Origin of the sequence: Streptomyces atratus (assembly GCF_040655115.1) — a bacterium.
Lineage (GTDB): Bacteria > Actinomycetota > Actinomycetes > Streptomycetales > Streptomycetaceae > Streptomyces > Streptomyces atratus_D.
Window position 1 is genome coordinate 407,998 of the sequence record NZ_JBFAJH010000001.1, and the last position, 16,290, is coordinate 424,287.

The 16,290-nt window shown below is 70.1% G+C and carries 14 protein-coding genes and 1 pseudogene; 12 read left to right on the forward strand and 3 right to left on the reverse strand.

Translation table 11 applies throughout. The features are described from left to right. Positions 1-67: 67 nt before the first annotated feature. From AB0I23_RS01905 to AB0I23_RS01915, 3 genes are all read left to right on the forward strand, one after another. A complete protein-coding gene (locus AB0I23_RS01905) occupies positions 68-691 on the forward strand; it encodes an AAA family ATPase (protein WP_359105947.1) in 624 nt (207 codons plus the stop codon). Then, entirely contained in the window at positions 688-936 is a 249-nt protein-coding gene (locus AB0I23_RS01910; RefSeq protein WP_359105949.1) for a hypothetical protein, read from the forward strand. The genes AB0I23_RS01905 and AB0I23_RS01910 overlap by 4 nt, the downstream gene beginning before the upstream one ends. Before the next feature lie 217 nt (positions 937-1,153). Beyond that, entirely contained in the window at positions 1,154-1,483 is a 330-nt protein-coding gene (locus AB0I23_RS01915) for a hypothetical protein (protein WP_359105951.1), read from the forward strand. A gap of 105 nt (positions 1,484-1,588) precedes the next feature. On the opposite strand, the gene AB0I23_RS01920 is transcribed toward AB0I23_RS01915, so the two are convergent. From AB0I23_RS01920 to AB0I23_RS01935, 3 genes and pseudogenes are all read right to left on the reverse strand, one after another. Continuing rightward, complete coding sequence (locus tag AB0I23_RS01920; protein WP_359105953.1) at positions 1,589-3,391, reverse strand: DUF2207 domain-containing protein; 1,803 nt, start codon at positions 3,389-3,391, stop codon at positions 1,589-1,591. Positions 3,392-3,916: 525 nt separating this feature from the next. Then, positions 3,917-4,186, reverse strand: a pseudogene (locus tag AB0I23_RS01930) (alpha/beta fold hydrolase); the annotation flags it as partial. A 90-nt stretch (positions 4,187-4,276) separates the two neighbouring features. Next, positions 4,277-4,612: a DUF427 domain-containing protein gene (locus tag AB0I23_RS01935; RefSeq protein WP_359105954.1), complete on the reverse strand. Its 336-nt coding sequence runs from the start codon at positions 4,610-4,612 to the stop codon at positions 4,277-4,279. 77 nt (positions 4,613-4,689) lie between these two features. On the opposite strand from AB0I23_RS01935, the gene AB0I23_RS01940 reads away from it, so the two are divergent. The 9 genes from AB0I23_RS01940 to AB0I23_RS01980 all read left to right on the forward strand — a co-directional run bounded on the left by AB0I23_RS01940 (position 4,690) and on the right by AB0I23_RS01980 (position 16,290). Continuing rightward, positions 4,690-5,229: a TIGR00730 family Rossman fold protein gene (locus tag AB0I23_RS01940; RefSeq protein WP_359105956.1), complete on the forward strand. Its 540-nt coding sequence runs from the start codon at positions 4,690-4,692 to the stop codon at positions 5,227-5,229. 28 nt (positions 5,230-5,257) lie between these two features. After that, positions 5,258-5,947, forward strand: coding sequence for an SDR family oxidoreductase (locus AB0I23_RS01945; protein WP_359105958.1), 690 nt, complete (start codon positions 5,258-5,260; stop codon positions 5,945-5,947). A 241-nt stretch (positions 5,948-6,188) separates the two neighbouring features. Further along, positions 6,189-8,276, forward strand: coding sequence for a zinc ribbon domain-containing protein (locus tag AB0I23_RS01950; RefSeq protein ID WP_359105960.1), 2,088 nt, complete (start codon positions 6,189-6,191; stop codon positions 8,274-8,276). Positions 8,277-8,298: 22 nt separating this feature from the next. After that, positions 8,299-9,324, forward strand: coding sequence for a methionine synthase (locus tag AB0I23_RS01955; RefSeq protein ID WP_359105962.1), 1,026 nt, complete (start codon positions 8,299-8,301; stop codon positions 9,322-9,324). A 29-nt stretch (positions 9,325-9,353) separates the two neighbouring features. Further along, the gene (gene ligA / locus AB0I23_RS01960; protein ID WP_359105964.1) at positions 9,354-11,549 is read left to right on the forward strand and encodes an NAD-dependent DNA ligase LigA; all 2,196 of its coding nucleotides are present in this window, start codon (positions 9,354-9,356) and stop codon (positions 11,547-11,549) included. 301 nt (positions 11,550-11,850) lie between these two features. Further along, positions 11,851-14,013, forward strand: coding sequence for a putative bifunctional diguanylate cyclase/phosphodiesterase (locus AB0I23_RS01965; RefSeq protein WP_359105966.1), 2,163 nt, complete (start codon positions 11,851-11,853; stop codon positions 14,011-14,013). Positions 14,014-14,249: 236 nt separating this feature from the next. Next, positions 14,250-14,546, forward strand: coding sequence for an Asp-tRNA(Asn)/Glu-tRNA(Gln) amidotransferase subunit GatC (gatC, locus tag AB0I23_RS01970; RefSeq protein ID WP_358862620.1), 297 nt, complete (start codon positions 14,250-14,252; stop codon positions 14,544-14,546). A 5-nt stretch (positions 14,547-14,551) separates the two neighbouring features. Further along, complete coding sequence (gene gatA, locus AB0I23_RS01975) at positions 14,552-16,054, forward strand: Asp-tRNA(Asn)/Glu-tRNA(Gln) amidotransferase subunit GatA (RefSeq protein WP_359105968.1); 1,503 nt, start codon at positions 14,552-14,554, stop codon at positions 16,052-16,054. Beyond that, positions 16,051-16,290: a hypothetical protein gene (locus AB0I23_RS01980; protein WP_037690052.1), complete on the forward strand. Its 240-nt coding sequence runs from the start codon at positions 16,051-16,053 to the stop codon at positions 16,288-16,290. The genes gatA and AB0I23_RS01980 overlap by 4 nt, the downstream gene beginning before the upstream one ends.

The following is a 16,290-nucleotide window of genomic DNA, read 5'->3' on the forward strand; positions in this document are numbered from 1 at the left end:
TGCGGATCGTCCGCATGCGATGTATGTACGACGGCGTCTGCCTCCCCGTCCCGCCGGGAGGCCGAGGGTGCTGCTGCGTTTCCGGGTGGTCAATCACCGCTCGATCCGTGATGAGTGCGAGCTGTCGCTCATCGGCTCGGAACCCGACGGCAACGCCCGTGCGACCGGGCTGAGCCACGACGGCCGGGACGTGACGGCTCTGCCGGTCATGGGCGTGTTCGGAGCCAACGCATCGGGCAAGAGCAACATGATCAGTGCGCTGCGTGACATGCAGGAAGCGGTGCGCACCTCGTTCGCCGACTGGACGAAGTCGCACGGTGTGCCGCGCAAGTCCTTCAAGCTGGACGCCTCAGGTGCGGAGGAGACCAGTCTCTACGAGGTAGACCTCACCCTCGGGCGCAGCCGCACCCGGTTCACGTACGGCTTCGAGCTGTCCGACGACCGCGTGGAAGCCGAGTGGCTGCACGCCTACCCGCGTGGTGAGCGCGAGACGTGGTTCGACCGTGAGGCGGGGCGCCCGGAGTCGGAGGGCGGAGAGTTCATCTTCGAGGGCGACGGCTTCACGGGCCGACGCGACGACCTGGTGGCCCTCACGCGCCCGACGCGTTGTTCGTATCCACCGGAGCCACGCTCAACGATCCCCAACTGTCCGCGCTGCACCGCTGGTTCCTGGACAAACTGTGGCTGGTGACGCCCGGTGAGGATGTGGTGCACCGGGCCAAGTGGACTCAGGACCTCATCGAGCTGAAGCCGGAGGAGGGCTACCGTGAGCGCGTCATGCACTTGTTGGCTGCCGCCGATCTCGGTGTCACCGGTATGGACATCGACCGCGAGACGGGCGCCGTCAGGCTGCGCCACCGCACCGCGGAAGGCCAGGACGTCCCGCTGGACTTCCTCACCGAGAAGATCTGCCGGCTGGTAACGCCGTGCTCTTAAACGGGGTGACGCGAGGCTCAGGCCTGGGGTGTCAGACGTCACCGATCTTCACTCCGAGCACAAGTGCCCGCAGTGCAGTTTGGCTCGTCGTCAGGATGACATCCGGGCGTTCGCTCTCCCGGATTGCGATGCCTTTCGCCCACGGCCCCGACCACGGCCACAGCCTCGCCCTGCGCCTGGCCCGCGCCCTGGGCACCTTGGTGGAGGTCACCCCGCCATGACCACCCCCATCCCCGCCACCGGGCCGGGCCCCGGGGTCCGACTGCTGGCCGAACACCTCCATCTCACCGACCCCGTGATCCAACTCACCGCCCGGCATCCGCCGGGCGAGCGGGAGCACCGTCTGGCCCGCGCACTGATTCAGACGGCCGCTGAGCTGGATACCGTGTACGAACAGGCCCAACAAGCTGGCCGTGAACTACGCATTCTGCGCGGCGAGTTGACCGCAGTGCGCTCTCCAAGTGCTGGCGGGGGTCGCGATGCCACTTCATGGGCCGGGAGCTGGAGATCTCTTTGGAGCGATGTGACCTGCTGGACACCGCCCTGATCAGGCTGCTCGGTGCCTACCAAGACCTACATCAATCCCTCCGCCTGGCAGACCCGCTGGTCCCCCTGTACACCGCGCACCATGGATCCGTAGCTGACTGGCACATCACCAGGAGCCGCCGCCGCCCCCGCCGCCTCCGTCACCGACCGAGTAGCCGCCGCTGGAGCCGGAACTCGAATCGGAACCGGAGGAACTGCTGGAGGCCGGAGGCCTGGTGGTCGAGGAGACCGCCGCGAGCACTGCAACGGCCATCAGCGAACGCTGCAGCGGAATGTGGGCGGACCGGTTGGCGGACGGGAGGGTCTGCGGCACCGTCGTCTCCGACACTGCCTGGGACCAGTGGTCGGCCACGCCGAGGGCCGTCGCCCAGATGCTGTACTGGTCCACCCTGCCCGCGTCCGCCGCTTCCTGTACGTGCTGGGCGCCGGCTCCGGCCAGGTAGCGCCGGAAGGACTCCACTTGCAGCCACAGCGCGGTGCCCTTGGCGGTGCGGATCAGTAGTTCGTCGGCCGCGGCGACCAGCGCGACGCCCGCACCCGCCACGCCCGCGCCGACCGGCAGCAGCACCGACCAGTACCCGTGCGGACTGCCCGCGGCGACACCGGCGACGATCACAGCGATCAGGCCGAACAGGGCACCGGTCAGGCCGATGACCCGGACGCCGTTGGGGTATCCGGCCCGGTCGGAATCCCACAGGTCGGCGCTGTCGCGCCACTCCCGCAGCTGATCGGCGATCTTGTGCCACGCCATGAAGAAGAGCCGGTCGTAGGAGCCGCCGAGCAGCAGCGAGTCGCGGCCGGCGAACGCCTGGTCCAACACCTTCCGGACGGCGCGGTCGGTGCGCGGGACTTGCTCCCGGGAAGGGCGGGTGAGGGTGGGGTGCGACTGGTTGTCGTCCAGGACGAGGTAGCCGTCGTCCGCGGCGCTCAGCAGCCAGGCCACCTGGTGGCGGGGCGTGATGTCCTCGGCGAGCACGACGCCGCCCTGTGCCGGGGTCAGCCCCTCGGGCGGGAACGAGGTCTCGGTCGCCAGGCCCTCGAGCCGCGTGATGTCGACGCGGCGCTCCGCACCGGCCGAGTCCGGAGCTGAACCCGGCCACGTGTCGGCTGCGATCCGTTCGCGGCCGGCCCGTCGCGTCAGCCACCCGGCCAGCAGCCCTGCGGCCAGGGCGATCCCGGCGGTGGACAGACCGACCCGCAGTGGTCCGGGCCGGTCGATGGCAAGAACCGGGCCGGATGGCTCGGCCGGCGACGCGGGTGCGGCGGCCTGCCTGCCGGCGGAGGTGGCGTGCAGCGTGGCGCCTTGGTGTGCCTTGAGGTTGTCGAAGCTGAGCGTGAGGTGTCCCGGCCGGGGCTGGCCGGCCTGGCAGGGGTGCCCGGAGCCTTGAAGGCCGCTGACGCAGTGGATGTCGCCGAAGGTGAAGGGCGCGGACACATGGATCTCGATGCGGCTGAGCGGGACTCCCCATCCGGTGCCGACCGCGTTCCAGGCAAGTGTTCCGGCGGGGGCCATGTCGGCCAGTTCGTACTGAATGCGGTAGCGGTGCCGACCGGTGATGGTGTGTTGGGCGTCGCCGATTCGGACACGCATCTCCTCGTGGGCGCCCATGTACGGCTCCATCTCGTGCGGGACCGGCTTTCCGTCCATGGTGGTACTCACTTTGGCCCCATAGGGCAGGCCGGGGACATCGCGGAAGATGCCGTGCCGGCTGTTGTGCCCGAAGTCGTAGTCGATCACCTCGGTGATACGGGCACGGCCGTCGGCGGACAGCTCTGCCCCCGTCCACAGGCGGGCGACGCGCTCGGTGCTCGACCACAGCGTGCTCAGAGCAGCGATCCCGCCCAGGACCACCGCCGCGACCAGCATGGCCACCAGGTTCCAGCGCCGCCGCCGACGTATTCTGCCCACCGTCGTGACGTCTCTGCGGCCTTTCACGGCGCTTCCCTCTTTCCCCCCACGGGGCCAAGGCCCCCATCGCGCACAGGAAGGCCGCAGCGTAGCGCGGCCGTCCCGGCGTGCGGAACGGTCAGGTAGCGCCTGATCGGGCCGCAACGTGGCGTGGCGAAGCGGGTGGACGGTGACGCGCAGGAGGAGGTCTCCCGCCGCAAGGGTCGGTGAGGTTGGCGAAGATGATGGCCGCCTCATCGGAGTGCCGGGTGCCGGCCGACGCGGAGCCTTCGTGGCGGGTTGAGGACCTCTCGTGGGCGATGCTGTCGATGATCTCCTTGATGCGGAGGTCGATCGAAGGGTTGGGCTCGTCGGGGGAAGGGCCGCTGTGCAGCTGCTCCGGGTGGGGTCAGTCCCACCAGACTCCCAGCAGTTCAAGTTGGTAATGCGCTCGGTGTAGGCGGCCAGGGTGGGATGGGGTCCTTGCCAGATGTTGTCGGGGCAGAAGGCGAAGTGCTCGGCGGCAACAACCAGGGCGTCTTCCAGCTAGGACGCTTGGCGCGCGTTCACGTCCCTGGCGAAGAAATCCGGCAGGACCGGGGCGATCACCTGGGGCGCCGGCTCACGGGTCCGGCCCCTCAGCGTGCGGTGCCGGGCGCGCGGGACCGCCTCCGCGAGGGCGCGGGTCGCCGGCCGGGCCGGGGTGGTGCTGAAGCCGCCGCAGACCACCATCGTGCGTGCTGTCACGGACGCGAACCGCTCCGTGGGCACCGAGCCGTCGCCGAGCAGCGCATCGTCGTACGCGAGCGTGTGTGAGGGTGGACTGCGGCGCGTAATGAACTCATCGCTCCGGCCGAGAACTTATTGAGAATGTTCAATTCGGCACATGAGGGCGGGGAGTGACGTTCAGTCGGCGACAATCTCGGTGTCGTAGAAACAGAAGTGGTCCTTGATCGCGGCGACTTCGGGCTTCGGGTCCGGATAGGCCCAGACGAGATCGGCCGCGTCCGGCAGCGACCAGTAGGACGCATCTCCCTTGAACGGGCAGTGGGTGTGGGTGTCCGACGCCGTCAGCAGTTCTGTACGGACGTCCGCCGGCGGCAGGTAGTAGCGCACCGGACAGCCCGTCTCGCGCAGTACGAGCGGACGGCGGCTCTCGGCGAGCAGTGTTCCGTCGCGCACCACGCGCACGTGCTCAGTGCCTGGTTCGACGGTGATGCGGTGTCCTGGAGTGGAAGTCATGTCAGGTGCAGCCGCTCCGTACATCGTTTTCTTCCCCGGCTCCGTGGAGTGTCAGTGGCGTCGCATACGGTGCATCCATGAACATCTGCGTCTTCCTCTCCGCCGCCGATCTCGACGACCGCTACACCCAGCCCGCCCGCGAATTCGCCGAACTGCTCGGCAAGGGCGGGCACACCCTGGTCTGGGGAGGGTCGGAGAGCGGGCTGATGAAGGTCGTCGCCGACGGGGTGCAGGAATCGGGCGGCAGGCTCGTCGGCGTGTCGGTGGACTTCCTCGCCGCGAAGGCCCGGGTCGACGCCGACGAGATGGTGATCGCGCGCGATCTCGCCGAGCGCAAGGCGCTGCTACTGGAGAAGGCGGACGCCGTCGTGATCATGGTCGGCGGTACGGGGACGCTCGACGAGGCGACCGAGATCCTGGAGCTGAAGAAGCACAGCAAACACAGGAAGCCGGTCGTCCTTCTGAACACCGCGGGCTTCTACGACGGGCTGCGCCAGCAGTTCCAGCGCATGGAGGACGACGGCTTCCTGCCGATTCCGCTCGCCGACCTGGTGTTCTTCGCGAAGGACGGGGTCGGCGCCCTCGCCTACCTGGAGGAGTGGTCCGGGCTGCGGTAGGCAGGTGGACGGATGCGACCATGGGACCATGTCCACTCATCTCATCACCGGTGCCGGCTCCGGCATCGGCGCAGCTGTCGCACGCCGTCTTCTGGAGCGGGACGACGAGCTCGTGCTGCTGGCCCGTGACGCGGGCCGCGCCAAGGAGCTTGCCGCGCTGTACCCCGGCGCCCGCACACTCGTCGGCGACCTCGGCAACCCGGACCGGCTCTCCTGGGCGTTCGCCCAGCAGTCGTTGCCGGAGCGGCTCGACTCACTGCTGCACATCGCGGGCGTCGTGGAGCTCGGCCGGGTCGGCGACCTCACGCCCAAGGCGTGGCACTTCCAGCTCAACGCCAACCTGGTCGCCCCTGCCGAGCTGACCCGGCTCTTCCTGCCGCAGCTGCGGGTCGCCCAGGGGCATGTCGTCTTCGTGAACTCGGGCGCCGGGCTCAGCGCGCACGCGGAGTGGAGCGCGTACGCCGCGAGCAAGCACGGCCTGAAGGCGCTCGCCGACTCGCTGCGCCACGAGGAGCACGACAACGGGGTGCGGGTGACCTCCGTCTACCCCGGGCGCACCGCCAGCCCCATGCAGGCCAAGGTCCACCGGCAGGAGGGCAAGGAGTACGACGCCTCCCGGTTCATCGACCCGGAGTCCGTGGCCACCACGCTGCTGATGGCGATCGATCTGCCGCGGGACGCCGAGGTCAACGACCTGACGGTCCGCCCCGGGCGCTGACCATGACCGTGAACGACTTGACCGGTCCGCCCCGTCCTGGCCCCGGGGCAGGGCCCGCGCCCCGGACCGTAGGGTCACCAGCAGTGGATTGATCGGCCTGGTTTTCCTGGGTTTGCTCTGATCTTTCCGGCTCGCTTCGGGGGTGTTCCGTTTGCGGGGTGACCTTTCTGGGCGGGGCGCGTTACGTATGCGAGTCCGATGATCGGACAACAGTCGTAGCCGGTGGGGCGGGGGTGACGTGGTGCGGCGGAAGATCCAGTTGGGTGAGGGGGAGACGGAGCGGGTGGCGTGTGCGTCGGCGTCCGCGTTCCGTGGTCTGGACACCGTCACCGGCGAAGTCCTGAGCAGTGATGTGCTAGGCGAGCGGGTGGGCTGGCTGACCGATCTGGTAGAGACCATGTGTACGGAGGTCAGCCGCGCCCACTGGAACCGCCCCGATGTGGCTCAGCTTGCTTCCGGGCGGGACCCGGAGGGGGTGCGGCTGCCGTCGAACGCGTGGATGGCATTGCGCACGCTGGGCTGGCCCGCGACCGTTCCCGGAGGTCTGTACGTTCCGGACCGGGTGCGGCGTATTGCCGAGGAGCAGGCCGGGCGGGCGCTGCGTTCGGCGTGGTGGCGCGCCCAGATCACCGACGCGGTACTGACCACCTGGCCCGTCGGCAATCCTGATCCGATGAAGCGCACCGCGAGCGAGTGGGATGCGCTGCGGGCGGCGTGTCCGGACGGGCAGGGTGTTGCAGCGTCGGTCCTGCGGGCCCGGACTCGGCAGATCACCGCCTTCCGCACCCAGCATGGGCGTCTGCCCGCCGATATCTGTGACCTGGAGCAGGCTCCGGGGGGCGGGCGGCAGGTGGTGCTGTCCGCTGCGGACAAGCAACTGGCCACCTTGTCCCGCTGCAACGAGGACCCGGCCCATTACGCGGTCCTGACGGTACGTCTGCAGGTGAGGCCCGATCCGCGTACCCGTGCTGACTGGCACCCGGTTCTGATCCGGTTCCGGCTGCCACCCACCGTCGGTGTCACGGCCGCACTCCACGTGCCGACCGTGCGCCAACGCAACGGACGCCTGCGCCTGGACGTTGCCCACACATCGGCCGCCCCCAAGACCCGGCGCGACGGGCACACCCGGGCCGTCGCCTTCGACTACGGGCTGAACACCCTCCTCACCGGCGGGGTGTTGACCCTGTCCGGCGGTGCCCAGCGAGGCGTGCTCACCGATGGCCGCCCCGTGTTCTTCCGCGTGGACGGGGTGCTGGCCAAGGCCAACCGGCTGCGCGTGCTGGCCGAACACCTCTGGACCAAGGCCGCACACATCCAGAGCCTGGTCGACGGGCAGGCCGAGCACGGCTGGCGCCCAGATCCGCTCACGGTGGTGAAGCTGGCGGTGCTGCGGACCGAGCATGCCCGGGTCAGCAGGCGCCGTACCCGGCTGAACGAGCAGCTCGCCAAGGCAGCGGCCCGCTTCATGGTGGATCACGCCCGGGCCGCTCGGGCCACGGTGATCTACCTAGAGGATTTGCGGGACATGGAGGCCCGCGGCAAGGGCCGCACCCTCAACACCCGCCTCTCCCCCAGTGTGCGCGGGCAGATCGTGACCCACACCCGCCACCAGGCCGCGAAGTACGGCATCGCGGTGGTCATCGTCCCGGCCCGCGGCACCTCCAAGTACTGCCCGAAGTGCCTGACGGCCTTCCGGCACCACTCTGCCCCCGACCGCACCACACCCGGCTGGAAGTGGGCGCTCTGCCCCAACAATGCCTGCGGCTACAGCGCGGATCGCGATGTTGCCGCCTGGCAGCGTATCGGCGCCCGCGGCCTGCAACACCAGTACACAACCGTCCTGGACCGCAGCAGCGGCACGTACGTGATCCGCCGCACGGTCCCGGAGCTGGACCAGCCGGTCCAGCACACCACCCACCCCCGGCCCGCCGCCCCGACCGGCCCGCTGCAGATGACTGCTGTGGACCGGACGAAGGCGGGACCGACGAGAAACCGCCCTGTGCCCAGGCAGCGACGCAGGGTCCCCGCCCCACCCGGAAGCCCTGCAGCGCGTAACCCTGCTGCGGGCCCGGGCGGGAAGCGTCCGGCGGGGCGGATGCCCCAGTCACCGACCCACCGCACCCAGCGGCGCGGAAGGCGACAGGCACCGCACACGATGAGCAACCCCAAACGGCACCAGTCGCAAGGGGCCGGATTCGGCGCAGGTTTCCACCTGCACACCCATGCCACCCCCGTCGCACGACGGATACAGCCAAGGGCACAGCCGAGATCACTTTTCCACCGGGACCGGGGCTGGGTCGAAAATCCAGCCCCACCCAGGAAAACCTAAGCTCATCTGAGACGCTTCCTGCGTGAGCGAGAAAAGCAAGTTCAGCGGGTGCCGCGCCACCGGGATCGGGTCGATGCCCGGGGGAGACGCGCGGGAGGCGGCGAAGACCGTCACCGGGTCCTTCGGGGACGGCGAGGGGCTGCCGTATCTGCCGGAACTGCCCGCACGCGGGCCCGGCGCGGACATGATCGGGCGGACCATCGGGCTGCTCGTCGACATGTACGGCCATGTCGAGCCGAGCGGCTGGCGGATCAGTGACCGCCCGGGCCACGACACCCGCCGGGCCCGCTCCTGGCTCGGCGAGGACCTCGACGCGCTGGAGGAGTTCACCCAGGGGTACGAGGGACCGCTCAAGGTCCAGGCCGTCGGCCCCTGGACGCTGGCAGCCGCACTGGAGCGCCGGGGCGGAGAGGCAGCGCTCGGCGACCCGGGCGCCTGCCGCGATCTGGCGGCCTCCCTGACGGAGGGGCTGCGGAACCACCTCGCCGACGTACGACGCAGGGTGCCAGGCGCCCAGGTGATCCTGCAGCTCGACGAGCCGTCCCTGACCGGTGTGCTCCGCGGACAGATCCGGACGGCGAGTGGATACCGCACCTACCGGGCCGTGGACCGGCAGGTGGTGGAGGGCACGCTCCGCGATGTGCTGGCGGCGAACGGCGACGACGCCACGGTCGTCCACACCTGCGCGCCCGACGTGCCGTTCGCGCTGCTCCGTCGCGCCGGCGTCGACGGTATGTCGTTCGACTTCTCCTTGCTCACCGAGCGTGAGGAGGAAGCGATCGGGGAAGCGGTCGAGGGCGGGACCCAGCTCTTCCTCGGAGTGGTGCCCGGAACCGACCCGGCTTCGGACGCATTGTCGGACCCGGGCGGTAGCGTCATGGGTGTCAGGACGCTGTGGCGCAGGCTGGGGTTGAATCCGGGGACTCTCGCCGAGTCGTTGGTGATCACCCCGTCGTGCGGGCTCGCGGGAGCGTCGCCGGCGTACGCGCGCGCCGCGCTCGCCCATTGCGCCCGGGCCGCGAGATCGCTCGCAGACAACCCTGAGTAACGGGTATCGGGTAACGGGAGGACGAGACGATGGCCGGCGGACAGCAGTCGGAAGTGCCCGCGGAGGTACAGGGGCGGCACGCGCTCCTCGCCGAACAGATCGAGGAGCACCGCTTCCGCTACTACGTGAACGACCAGCCGGTCGTCAGTGACGCCGAGTTCGACCGGCTGATGCGTTCGCTGCAGGACCTGGAGGACGAGTATCCGCAGCTGCGTACGCCGGAGTCGCCGACCCAGAAGGTCGCGGGGCCGTACCGGACCGAGTTCACCTCGGTCGAGCACCGCGAGCGGATGCTCTCGCTGGACAACGCCTTCGACGACGAGGGGCTGGCGGTCTGGGCCGAGCGCGTCGCCAAGGACATCGGCGCCGCGGACCACCACTTCCTGTGCGAGCTCAAGGTGGACGGCCTGGCGGTCAGTCTCACGTATGAGAGGGGGCTGCTGACCCGTGCGGCGACCCGCGGGGACGGCCGTACCGGAGAGGACATCACCCCCAATGTCCGTACGATCGCCGAGATCCCGCACCGGCTGAAGGGCGACCGGATCCCGGAGCTGGTCGAGATCCGCGGCGAGGTCTTCTTCCCGATGGAGGCCTTCGAGGCGCTGAACGCCCGGCTGGTGGCGGCCGACGACAAGCCGTTCGCCAACCCGCGCAACGCGGCGGCGGGTTCGCTGCGCCAGAAGGACCCGAAGGTCACCGCGGGCCGCCCGCTGCACATGGTGGTGCACGGCATCGGCGCCCGTGAGGGCTTCGGCGTCGACCGTCTCTCGCACGCCTACGAGCTGCTGCACGAGTGGGGCCTGCCCACCGCGAGACACAACAAGGTCGTCGACTCCCTCGACGGCGTAAGGGAGTTCATCGCGTACTTCGGCGAGAACCGGCACTCCGTGGAGCACGAGATCGACGGCGTCGTCGTCAAGGTCGACGAGATCGCGCTGCAGGGCCGGCTGGGCTCCACCTCGCGCGCCCCGCGCTGGGCGATCGCCTGGAAGTACCCGCCGGAGGAGGTGAACACCAGGCTGGTGAACATCCGGGTCGGCGTCGGACGCACCGGCCGGGTCACTCCGTACGCGCAGGTCGAGCCGGTCGAGGTGGCGGGCTCCGAGGTCGAGTTCGCCACGCTGCACAACCAGAACGTGGTGAAGGAGAAGGGCGTCCTCATCGGCGACACGGTGGTGATCCGCAAGGCGGGCGATGTGATCCCGGAGATCCTCGGCCCGGTCGTCGATCTGCGGGACGGCACCGAGCGGGCGTTCGTGATGCCGACCCACTGCCCCGAGTGCGGGACGGAGCTGCGGCCCATGAAGGAGGCCGACATCGACGTCCGCTGTCCCAATGCGCGCTCGTGCCCGGCACAGTTGCGGGAGCGCGTCGCCTACCTCGCGGGCCGCAAGTGCCTGGACATCGACCACTTCGGCTACGTTGCCGCAGCCGCGCTGACCAGGCCGCTGGACCCTGTCGAACCGCCGATGCGCGACGAGGGCGATCTCTTCGGACTGACCATCGAGCAGCTGCTGCCGATCCGGGCCTATGTCCTCGACATGGACAGCGGGCTGCCCAAGCGCGACCCGAGGACCGGCGAGGAGAAGACCGCCCTGGTCTTCGCCAATCAGCACGGCGAGCCGAAGAAGAACGCCGTGGCGATGCTGGAATCCGTCGCTGCCGCCAAGGAGGCCCCGCTCGCCCGGATTCTCACCGGACTGTCGATCCGTCATGTGGGTCCGGTCGCGGCGGCGGAGCTGGCCCGTCAGTTCCGTTCGATGGAGCGCATCGAGGCGGCCACCGAGCAGGAGTTGGCCGACGCCGACGGGGTCGGACCCATCATTGCCGCCTCGGTCACCCAGTGGTTCGCGGAGGACTGGCACCGGGAGATCCTGCGCAAGTGGCGGGAGGCCGGGGTCCGGATGGCGGACGAGGGCGCGGGCGAGGACGAGGGACCACGGCCGCTCGAAGGCCTCACCGTCGTCGTCACCGGCACGCTGGCCGACCACACCAGGGATGGCGCGAAGGAGGCCCTGCAGAGCCGGGGAGCAAAGGTCACCGGCTCCGTTTCGAAAAAGACCTCCTTCGTCGTGGTCGGCGACAACCCGGGCTCGAAGTACGACAAGGCGATGCAGCTGAGGGTTCCGGTTCTGGACGGGGCGGGCTTCGCGGTACTGCTCGAAGAGGGGTCCGAAGCGGCGCGCGCGGTGGCTGTACCTGTCGCCGAACCGGTGGAGGAGTAGCGGATCGCGGTGGCGCCGGACCGGATTCAGGGCGGGTCCGGACGCGATACGGAACGGGCCTGCCCGGGCAAGGGGCCCGGTCGGGACGTCCTGGTTCACCCGTTCGGCGCATACCAGGCGCTGACGGATAGTCGGATTGCATTCGGGCAAGAGCTGTAGAGCGCTGCCCGTAGGCGGTTTCGCGGCCTACTGTTGAGACGTGCGCCTGCCGAGCCCCAACTGCGTGCCCGCTGTGGGGCCGTGGTGGCATGGGAGCGGGACAACAGGTGACATCGGCATCGCCGGCTGTGAGAGGGACGGAATGAAACCGACCGAGAGCGCCGCACCTGTGTCGTGGCTGCAAGGTTTCCTCGGCCTCACCCCCAGAGTGGGTGCCGTCGTGGTGGCGATCGCCACGGTCCAGCTCGCGACCGGTTTCTACCGGACCGTGAGCGGCGGGCACGCGCTCTTCCCGGACGGCGCGGCCGGCTGGTCGCTCGCCGTCCTCACCGGAATCGTCGTCGGCCATCTGGTCGCCCTCGGGCGCGACCGCTGGTGGGGCGGGACCGGATCCGGCGCCGCCCTCACCCTGGCCGTCCTGCTGCTCTACGGCTGGGTGTCCGCCGGACTCGTCAGCCTGGTCGTCGTCGTCCTCGTCGGCGTGGCACGACGACACCGCTGGCGGCAGGGGCTGCTGCACGGGGCGGTGGACATCCTGGGGATAGGCGCGGCGGCGCTGGTCCTCGCCGTGTTCGGTGACGTGCCGACCGTCGAATCGCCGTGGCGGCCACCCGACTGGGGCATCGACGCGGTCCCGGAAGTCCTCCTTGCCGCCGCCACCTATCTCCTCGTCACCCGGGTCCTCCTGCGGTATGCGCGGGCACCCCAGGGCGGCGGGCTGCCGACCACCGCGCGCACGGCCCTGCTGCGGCAGGGGCTCGTCGCGGTCGCCCTGCTCGGCATCGCCCCGCTGATCTGCGTCGTCGCGACGACCACCCCCGTACTGCTGCCGCTCTTCGCGGTCCCGCTGATCGCCCTGGACTCCACCCTCTGGATCGCCCGGGCCAGAGCCGAGGAGCAACTGCGGGACCCGCTGACCGGACTGCCCAACCGACAGTGGATGCTGGAGCGCACCTGGACGGCCCTGGAGGACGCCGAGACCATCGGCGCCAGATCCGCCCTCGTCCTGATCGACCTCGACCGGTTCCGGGCCGTCAACGACACCCTCGGTCATCTGGCGGGGGACCGGCTGCTGCTGCAGATAGCGGAACGGCTCCGGCTGGCCCTGCCGCGCGGAGCGGAGGCCGCGCGGCTCGGCGGCGACGAGTTCGCCGTACTGCTCCCGACCGCGGACTCCACCACCAGTGCCCAGCGCGTCGCCCGTCATCTGGTCGCCGAGCTCTCCTCACCGCTGGACCTCGACGGACTCACACTGGTGCTGGAGGCCAGTGCCGGTGTCGCGGTCTACCCCGAGCACGCACTGGACGCCGAAGGGCTGCTCAGGCGCGCCGACGTGGCGATGTACCAGGCCAAGCGGGACCGTACGGGCGTCGAGGTGTACGAGTCGAAGCGGGACAGCAACACCCCGGACCGGCTCGGGCTCCTCGGTGACCTGCGGCGCGCCCTGGACGCCGGTGAGGTGGAGCTCCACTACCAGCCGAAGGTCCGCTTCGACGGTCAGGTGGCCGGGCTCGAGGCGCTGATGCGCTGGGTGCATCCGGAGCGCGGGCGGGTCCCTCCGGACGAGTTCATCGCCATCGCCGAGTCGTCGGGGCTGATGCCGCACCTCACCGAGTACGTGCTGGAGACGGCGCTGGCGCAGGTCGCCCGGTGGCGGGCACAGGGACTGTTCGTCCCCGTCGCGGTCAACGTCTCCCCGCGCGACGTCCACACCCCCGGCTTCGCGGGCGGCGTCGCGGCCCGGCTCGCCCGGCACGGCGTCCCTCCCGGCTCCCTGCAGCTGGAAATCACGGAACACGTGCTGCTCGAGGACCCGCAGCGCGCCGCGGACACGCTGGCCGGGCTGACCGCGCACGGCGTGAAGATGTCCCTCGACGACTTCGGTACGGGTTACTCCTCGCTGGTCCACCTGCGCCGGCTGCCGGTCAGCGAGCTGAAGATCGACCGGTCGTTCGTGGCCCGGCTGGCCATCGACCAGGAGGACGCGGAGATCGTCCGCTGCACGATCGACCTGGCCCACTCGCTGGGCCTGCTGGTCGTCGCCGAGGGCGTCGAGGACGACGAGACGTGGGAGCGGCTGCGGGACCTGCGCTGCGACGCGGTGCAGGGGTGGCTGGTGGCTGCCGCGATGCCGCCGCAGGAGACGACGGCCTGGCTGAGGGCGCGCGGCGAGCACGGCTGGCGTCGGCCGGCCGAGCTGGAAGCCGCGGCCGCGGCCGCAGTCGCAGCCGCGGCGACGGGGGTGGCCCAGCTTGAGCCGCGGTCCCCCGGGCGAGGGGTCCCCTCGCGTCCGGCGACGACGTGAGCGGGCCGGCCGGCCGGTAGGAGAAGAGAGCCCGGAACGCGCGGGCGGCGTCCTGTCCTCGTTCTCCCCCACGGCATCGAAGACGCCGCACACGCACGGGGGACCTTCTCGACGGGCCCGACCGGCCCCGATACGCGCAGAACAGAGCGGAGTGTTCCATGGGTGGCGGCCCCTCCCATGCCGGACCCCATAGGATTGGGGCCAAAACCACAACACTCACCCCTGAGGATCGCTGCATGCCTGGCATCACGCGCGAGGAGGTCGTCCACCTCGCACGGCTGGCGCGTCTGGAGCTGAAGGGCGAAGAGCTCGATCACTTCGCCGGTCAGCTCGACGACATCATCGGCGCGGTCGCCCGCGTCTCCGAGGTCGCCGACCAAGACGTACCGCCGACCTCCCACCCGCTGCCGCTGACCAATGTCATGCGCGCGGACGAGGTCCGTCCGTCGCTCACCCCCGAGCAGGCGCTTTCCGGCGCCCCGGCCCAGGAGCAGCAGCGTTTCAAGGTGCCGCAGATCCTGGGGGAGGACTAGAAGTCATGACGGACAACAGCTCCATCATCAAGCTCACCGCCGCCGAGATCGCCGCGAAGATCGCCTCCGGTGAGCTCACGGCCGTCGAGGTCACCGAGGCGCACCTGGCCCGGATCGACGCGGTCGACGAGAAGGTCCACGCCTTCCTGCACATCGACCGTGAGGGTGCGCTCGCGCAGGCCCGCGCCGTCGACGCGAAGAAGGCGGCGGGCGAGAAGCTCGGCCCGCTGGCCGGCGTCCCGCTGGCGCTCAAGGACATCTTCACCACGAAGGACATGCCGACCACCGTCGGCTCGAAGATCCTCGAGGGCTGGGTCCCGCCGTACGACGCGACCCTGACCAAGAAGCTGAAGGCGGCCGATGTCGTCATCCTCGGCAAGACCAACATGGACGAGTTCGCCATGGGGTCCTCCACCGAGAACAGCGCCTTCGGCCCGACCGGCAACCCGTGGGACCTCACCCGCATCCCGGGCGGCTCCGGCGGTGGCTCCTCGGCCGCCCTCGCGTCGTACGAGGCCCCCCTCGCCATCGGCACGGACACCGGCGGTTCCATCCGCCAGCCCGCCGCCGTCACCGGCACCGTCGGCGTCAAGCCCACCTACGGCGGCGTCTCCCGGTACGGCATGGTCGCCTTCTCGTCCTCCCTCGACCAGGGCGGCCCCTGCGCCCGCACAGTCCTGGACGCGGCCCTCCTCCACGAGGTGATCGGCGGACACGACCCGCTGGACTCGACGTCCATCGACGCCCCGGTCCCGCCCGTCGTCGAGGCCGCCCTGAGCGGCAGCGTCGACGGCATGCGCATCGGTGTCGTCAAGCAGTTCTCCGGCGAGGGCTACCAGGCCGGTGTCGTTCAGCGGTTCAACGAATCGGTCGAGCTGCTGAAGTCGCTCGGCGCCACGATCGTCGAGCTGGACTGCCCGTCCTTCGACCTGGGTCTGTCGGCGTACTACCTGATCGCGCCGTCCGAGTGCTCGTCCAACCTGGCCCGCTTCGACGCCATGCGCTACGGCCTGCGGATCGGTGACGACGGCACGAAGTCCGCCGAGGAGGTCACCGCGCTCACCCGCGAGGCCGGCTTCGGCGACGAGGTCAAGCGCCGCGTCATCCTCGGGACGTACGCACTCAGCTCCGGCTACTACGACGCGTACTACGGCTCGGCGCAGAAGGTCCGCACGCTCATCACGCGGGACTTCGAGAAGGCCTTCGGGCAGGTGGATGTCATCGTCTCCCCGACGACCCCGACCACCGCCTTCCCGATCGGCGAGCGTGCCGACGACCCGATGGCGATGTACCTGGCCGACCTGTGCACCATCCCGACCAACCTGGCCGGCAACTCCGCCATGTCGCTGCCCTGCGGTCTGGCACCGGAGGACGGCCTGCCGGTCGGTCTGCAGATCATCGCCCCCGCCATGAAGGACGACCGCCTGTACAAGGTCGGGGCCGCCGTCGAGGCCGCCTTCGTGGAAAAGTGGGGGCACCCGCTGCTGGAGGAGGCTCCGTCGCTGTGAGCGCACTGACCAAGGCCAAGGGCTTCAAGAAGTCCAAGACCGGTACGTACCTGTCCATCGGCACCACCGCCTTCGGCGCGATCGGCGTACTCAAGCAGGCCAAGAAGGCACGCTCCGAGCACGACACGCTCCGGCTGGTCGACGCCGTCGTCTCCGCTGCCGCCATCGCCACCGGCATCGCTCTGCTCTGCCGAGAGCTGAAGCGCCTGGGCGACGACGACGTACTGCTGGGTTGA

Excerpts from the sequence above, each read along its gene's own strand:
- AB0I23_RS01915 (WP_359105951.1), top strand. The coding sequence starts at position 1,154 with ATGACCACCCCCATCCCCGCCACCGGGCCGGGCCCCGGGGTCCGACTG.
- AB0I23_RS01935 (WP_359105954.1), bottom strand. The coding sequence starts at position 4,612 with ATGACTTCCACTCCAGGACACCGCATCACCGTCGAACCAGGCACTGAG.
- AB0I23_RS01940 (WP_359105956.1), top strand. The coding sequence starts at position 4,690 with ATGAACATCTGCGTCTTCCTCTCCGCCGCCGATCTCGACGACCGCTAC.
- AB0I23_RS01945 (WP_359105958.1), top strand. The coding sequence starts at position 5,258 with ATGTCCACTCATCTCATCACCGGTGCCGGCTCCGGCATCGGCGCAGCT.
- ligA (WP_359105964.1), top strand. The coding sequence starts at position 9,354 with ATGGCCGGCGGACAGCAGTCGGAAGTGCCCGCGGAGGTACAGGGGCGG.
- AB0I23_RS01965 (WP_359105966.1), top strand. The coding sequence starts at position 11,851 with ATGAAACCGACCGAGAGCGCCGCACCTGTGTCGTGGCTGCAAGGTTTC.
- gatC (WP_358862620.1), top strand. The coding sequence starts at position 14,250 with ATGCCTGGCATCACGCGCGAGGAGGTCGTCCACCTCGCACGGCTGGCG.
- gatA (WP_359105968.1), top strand. The coding sequence starts at position 14,552 with ATGACGGACAACAGCTCCATCATCAAGCTCACCGCCGCCGAGATCGCC.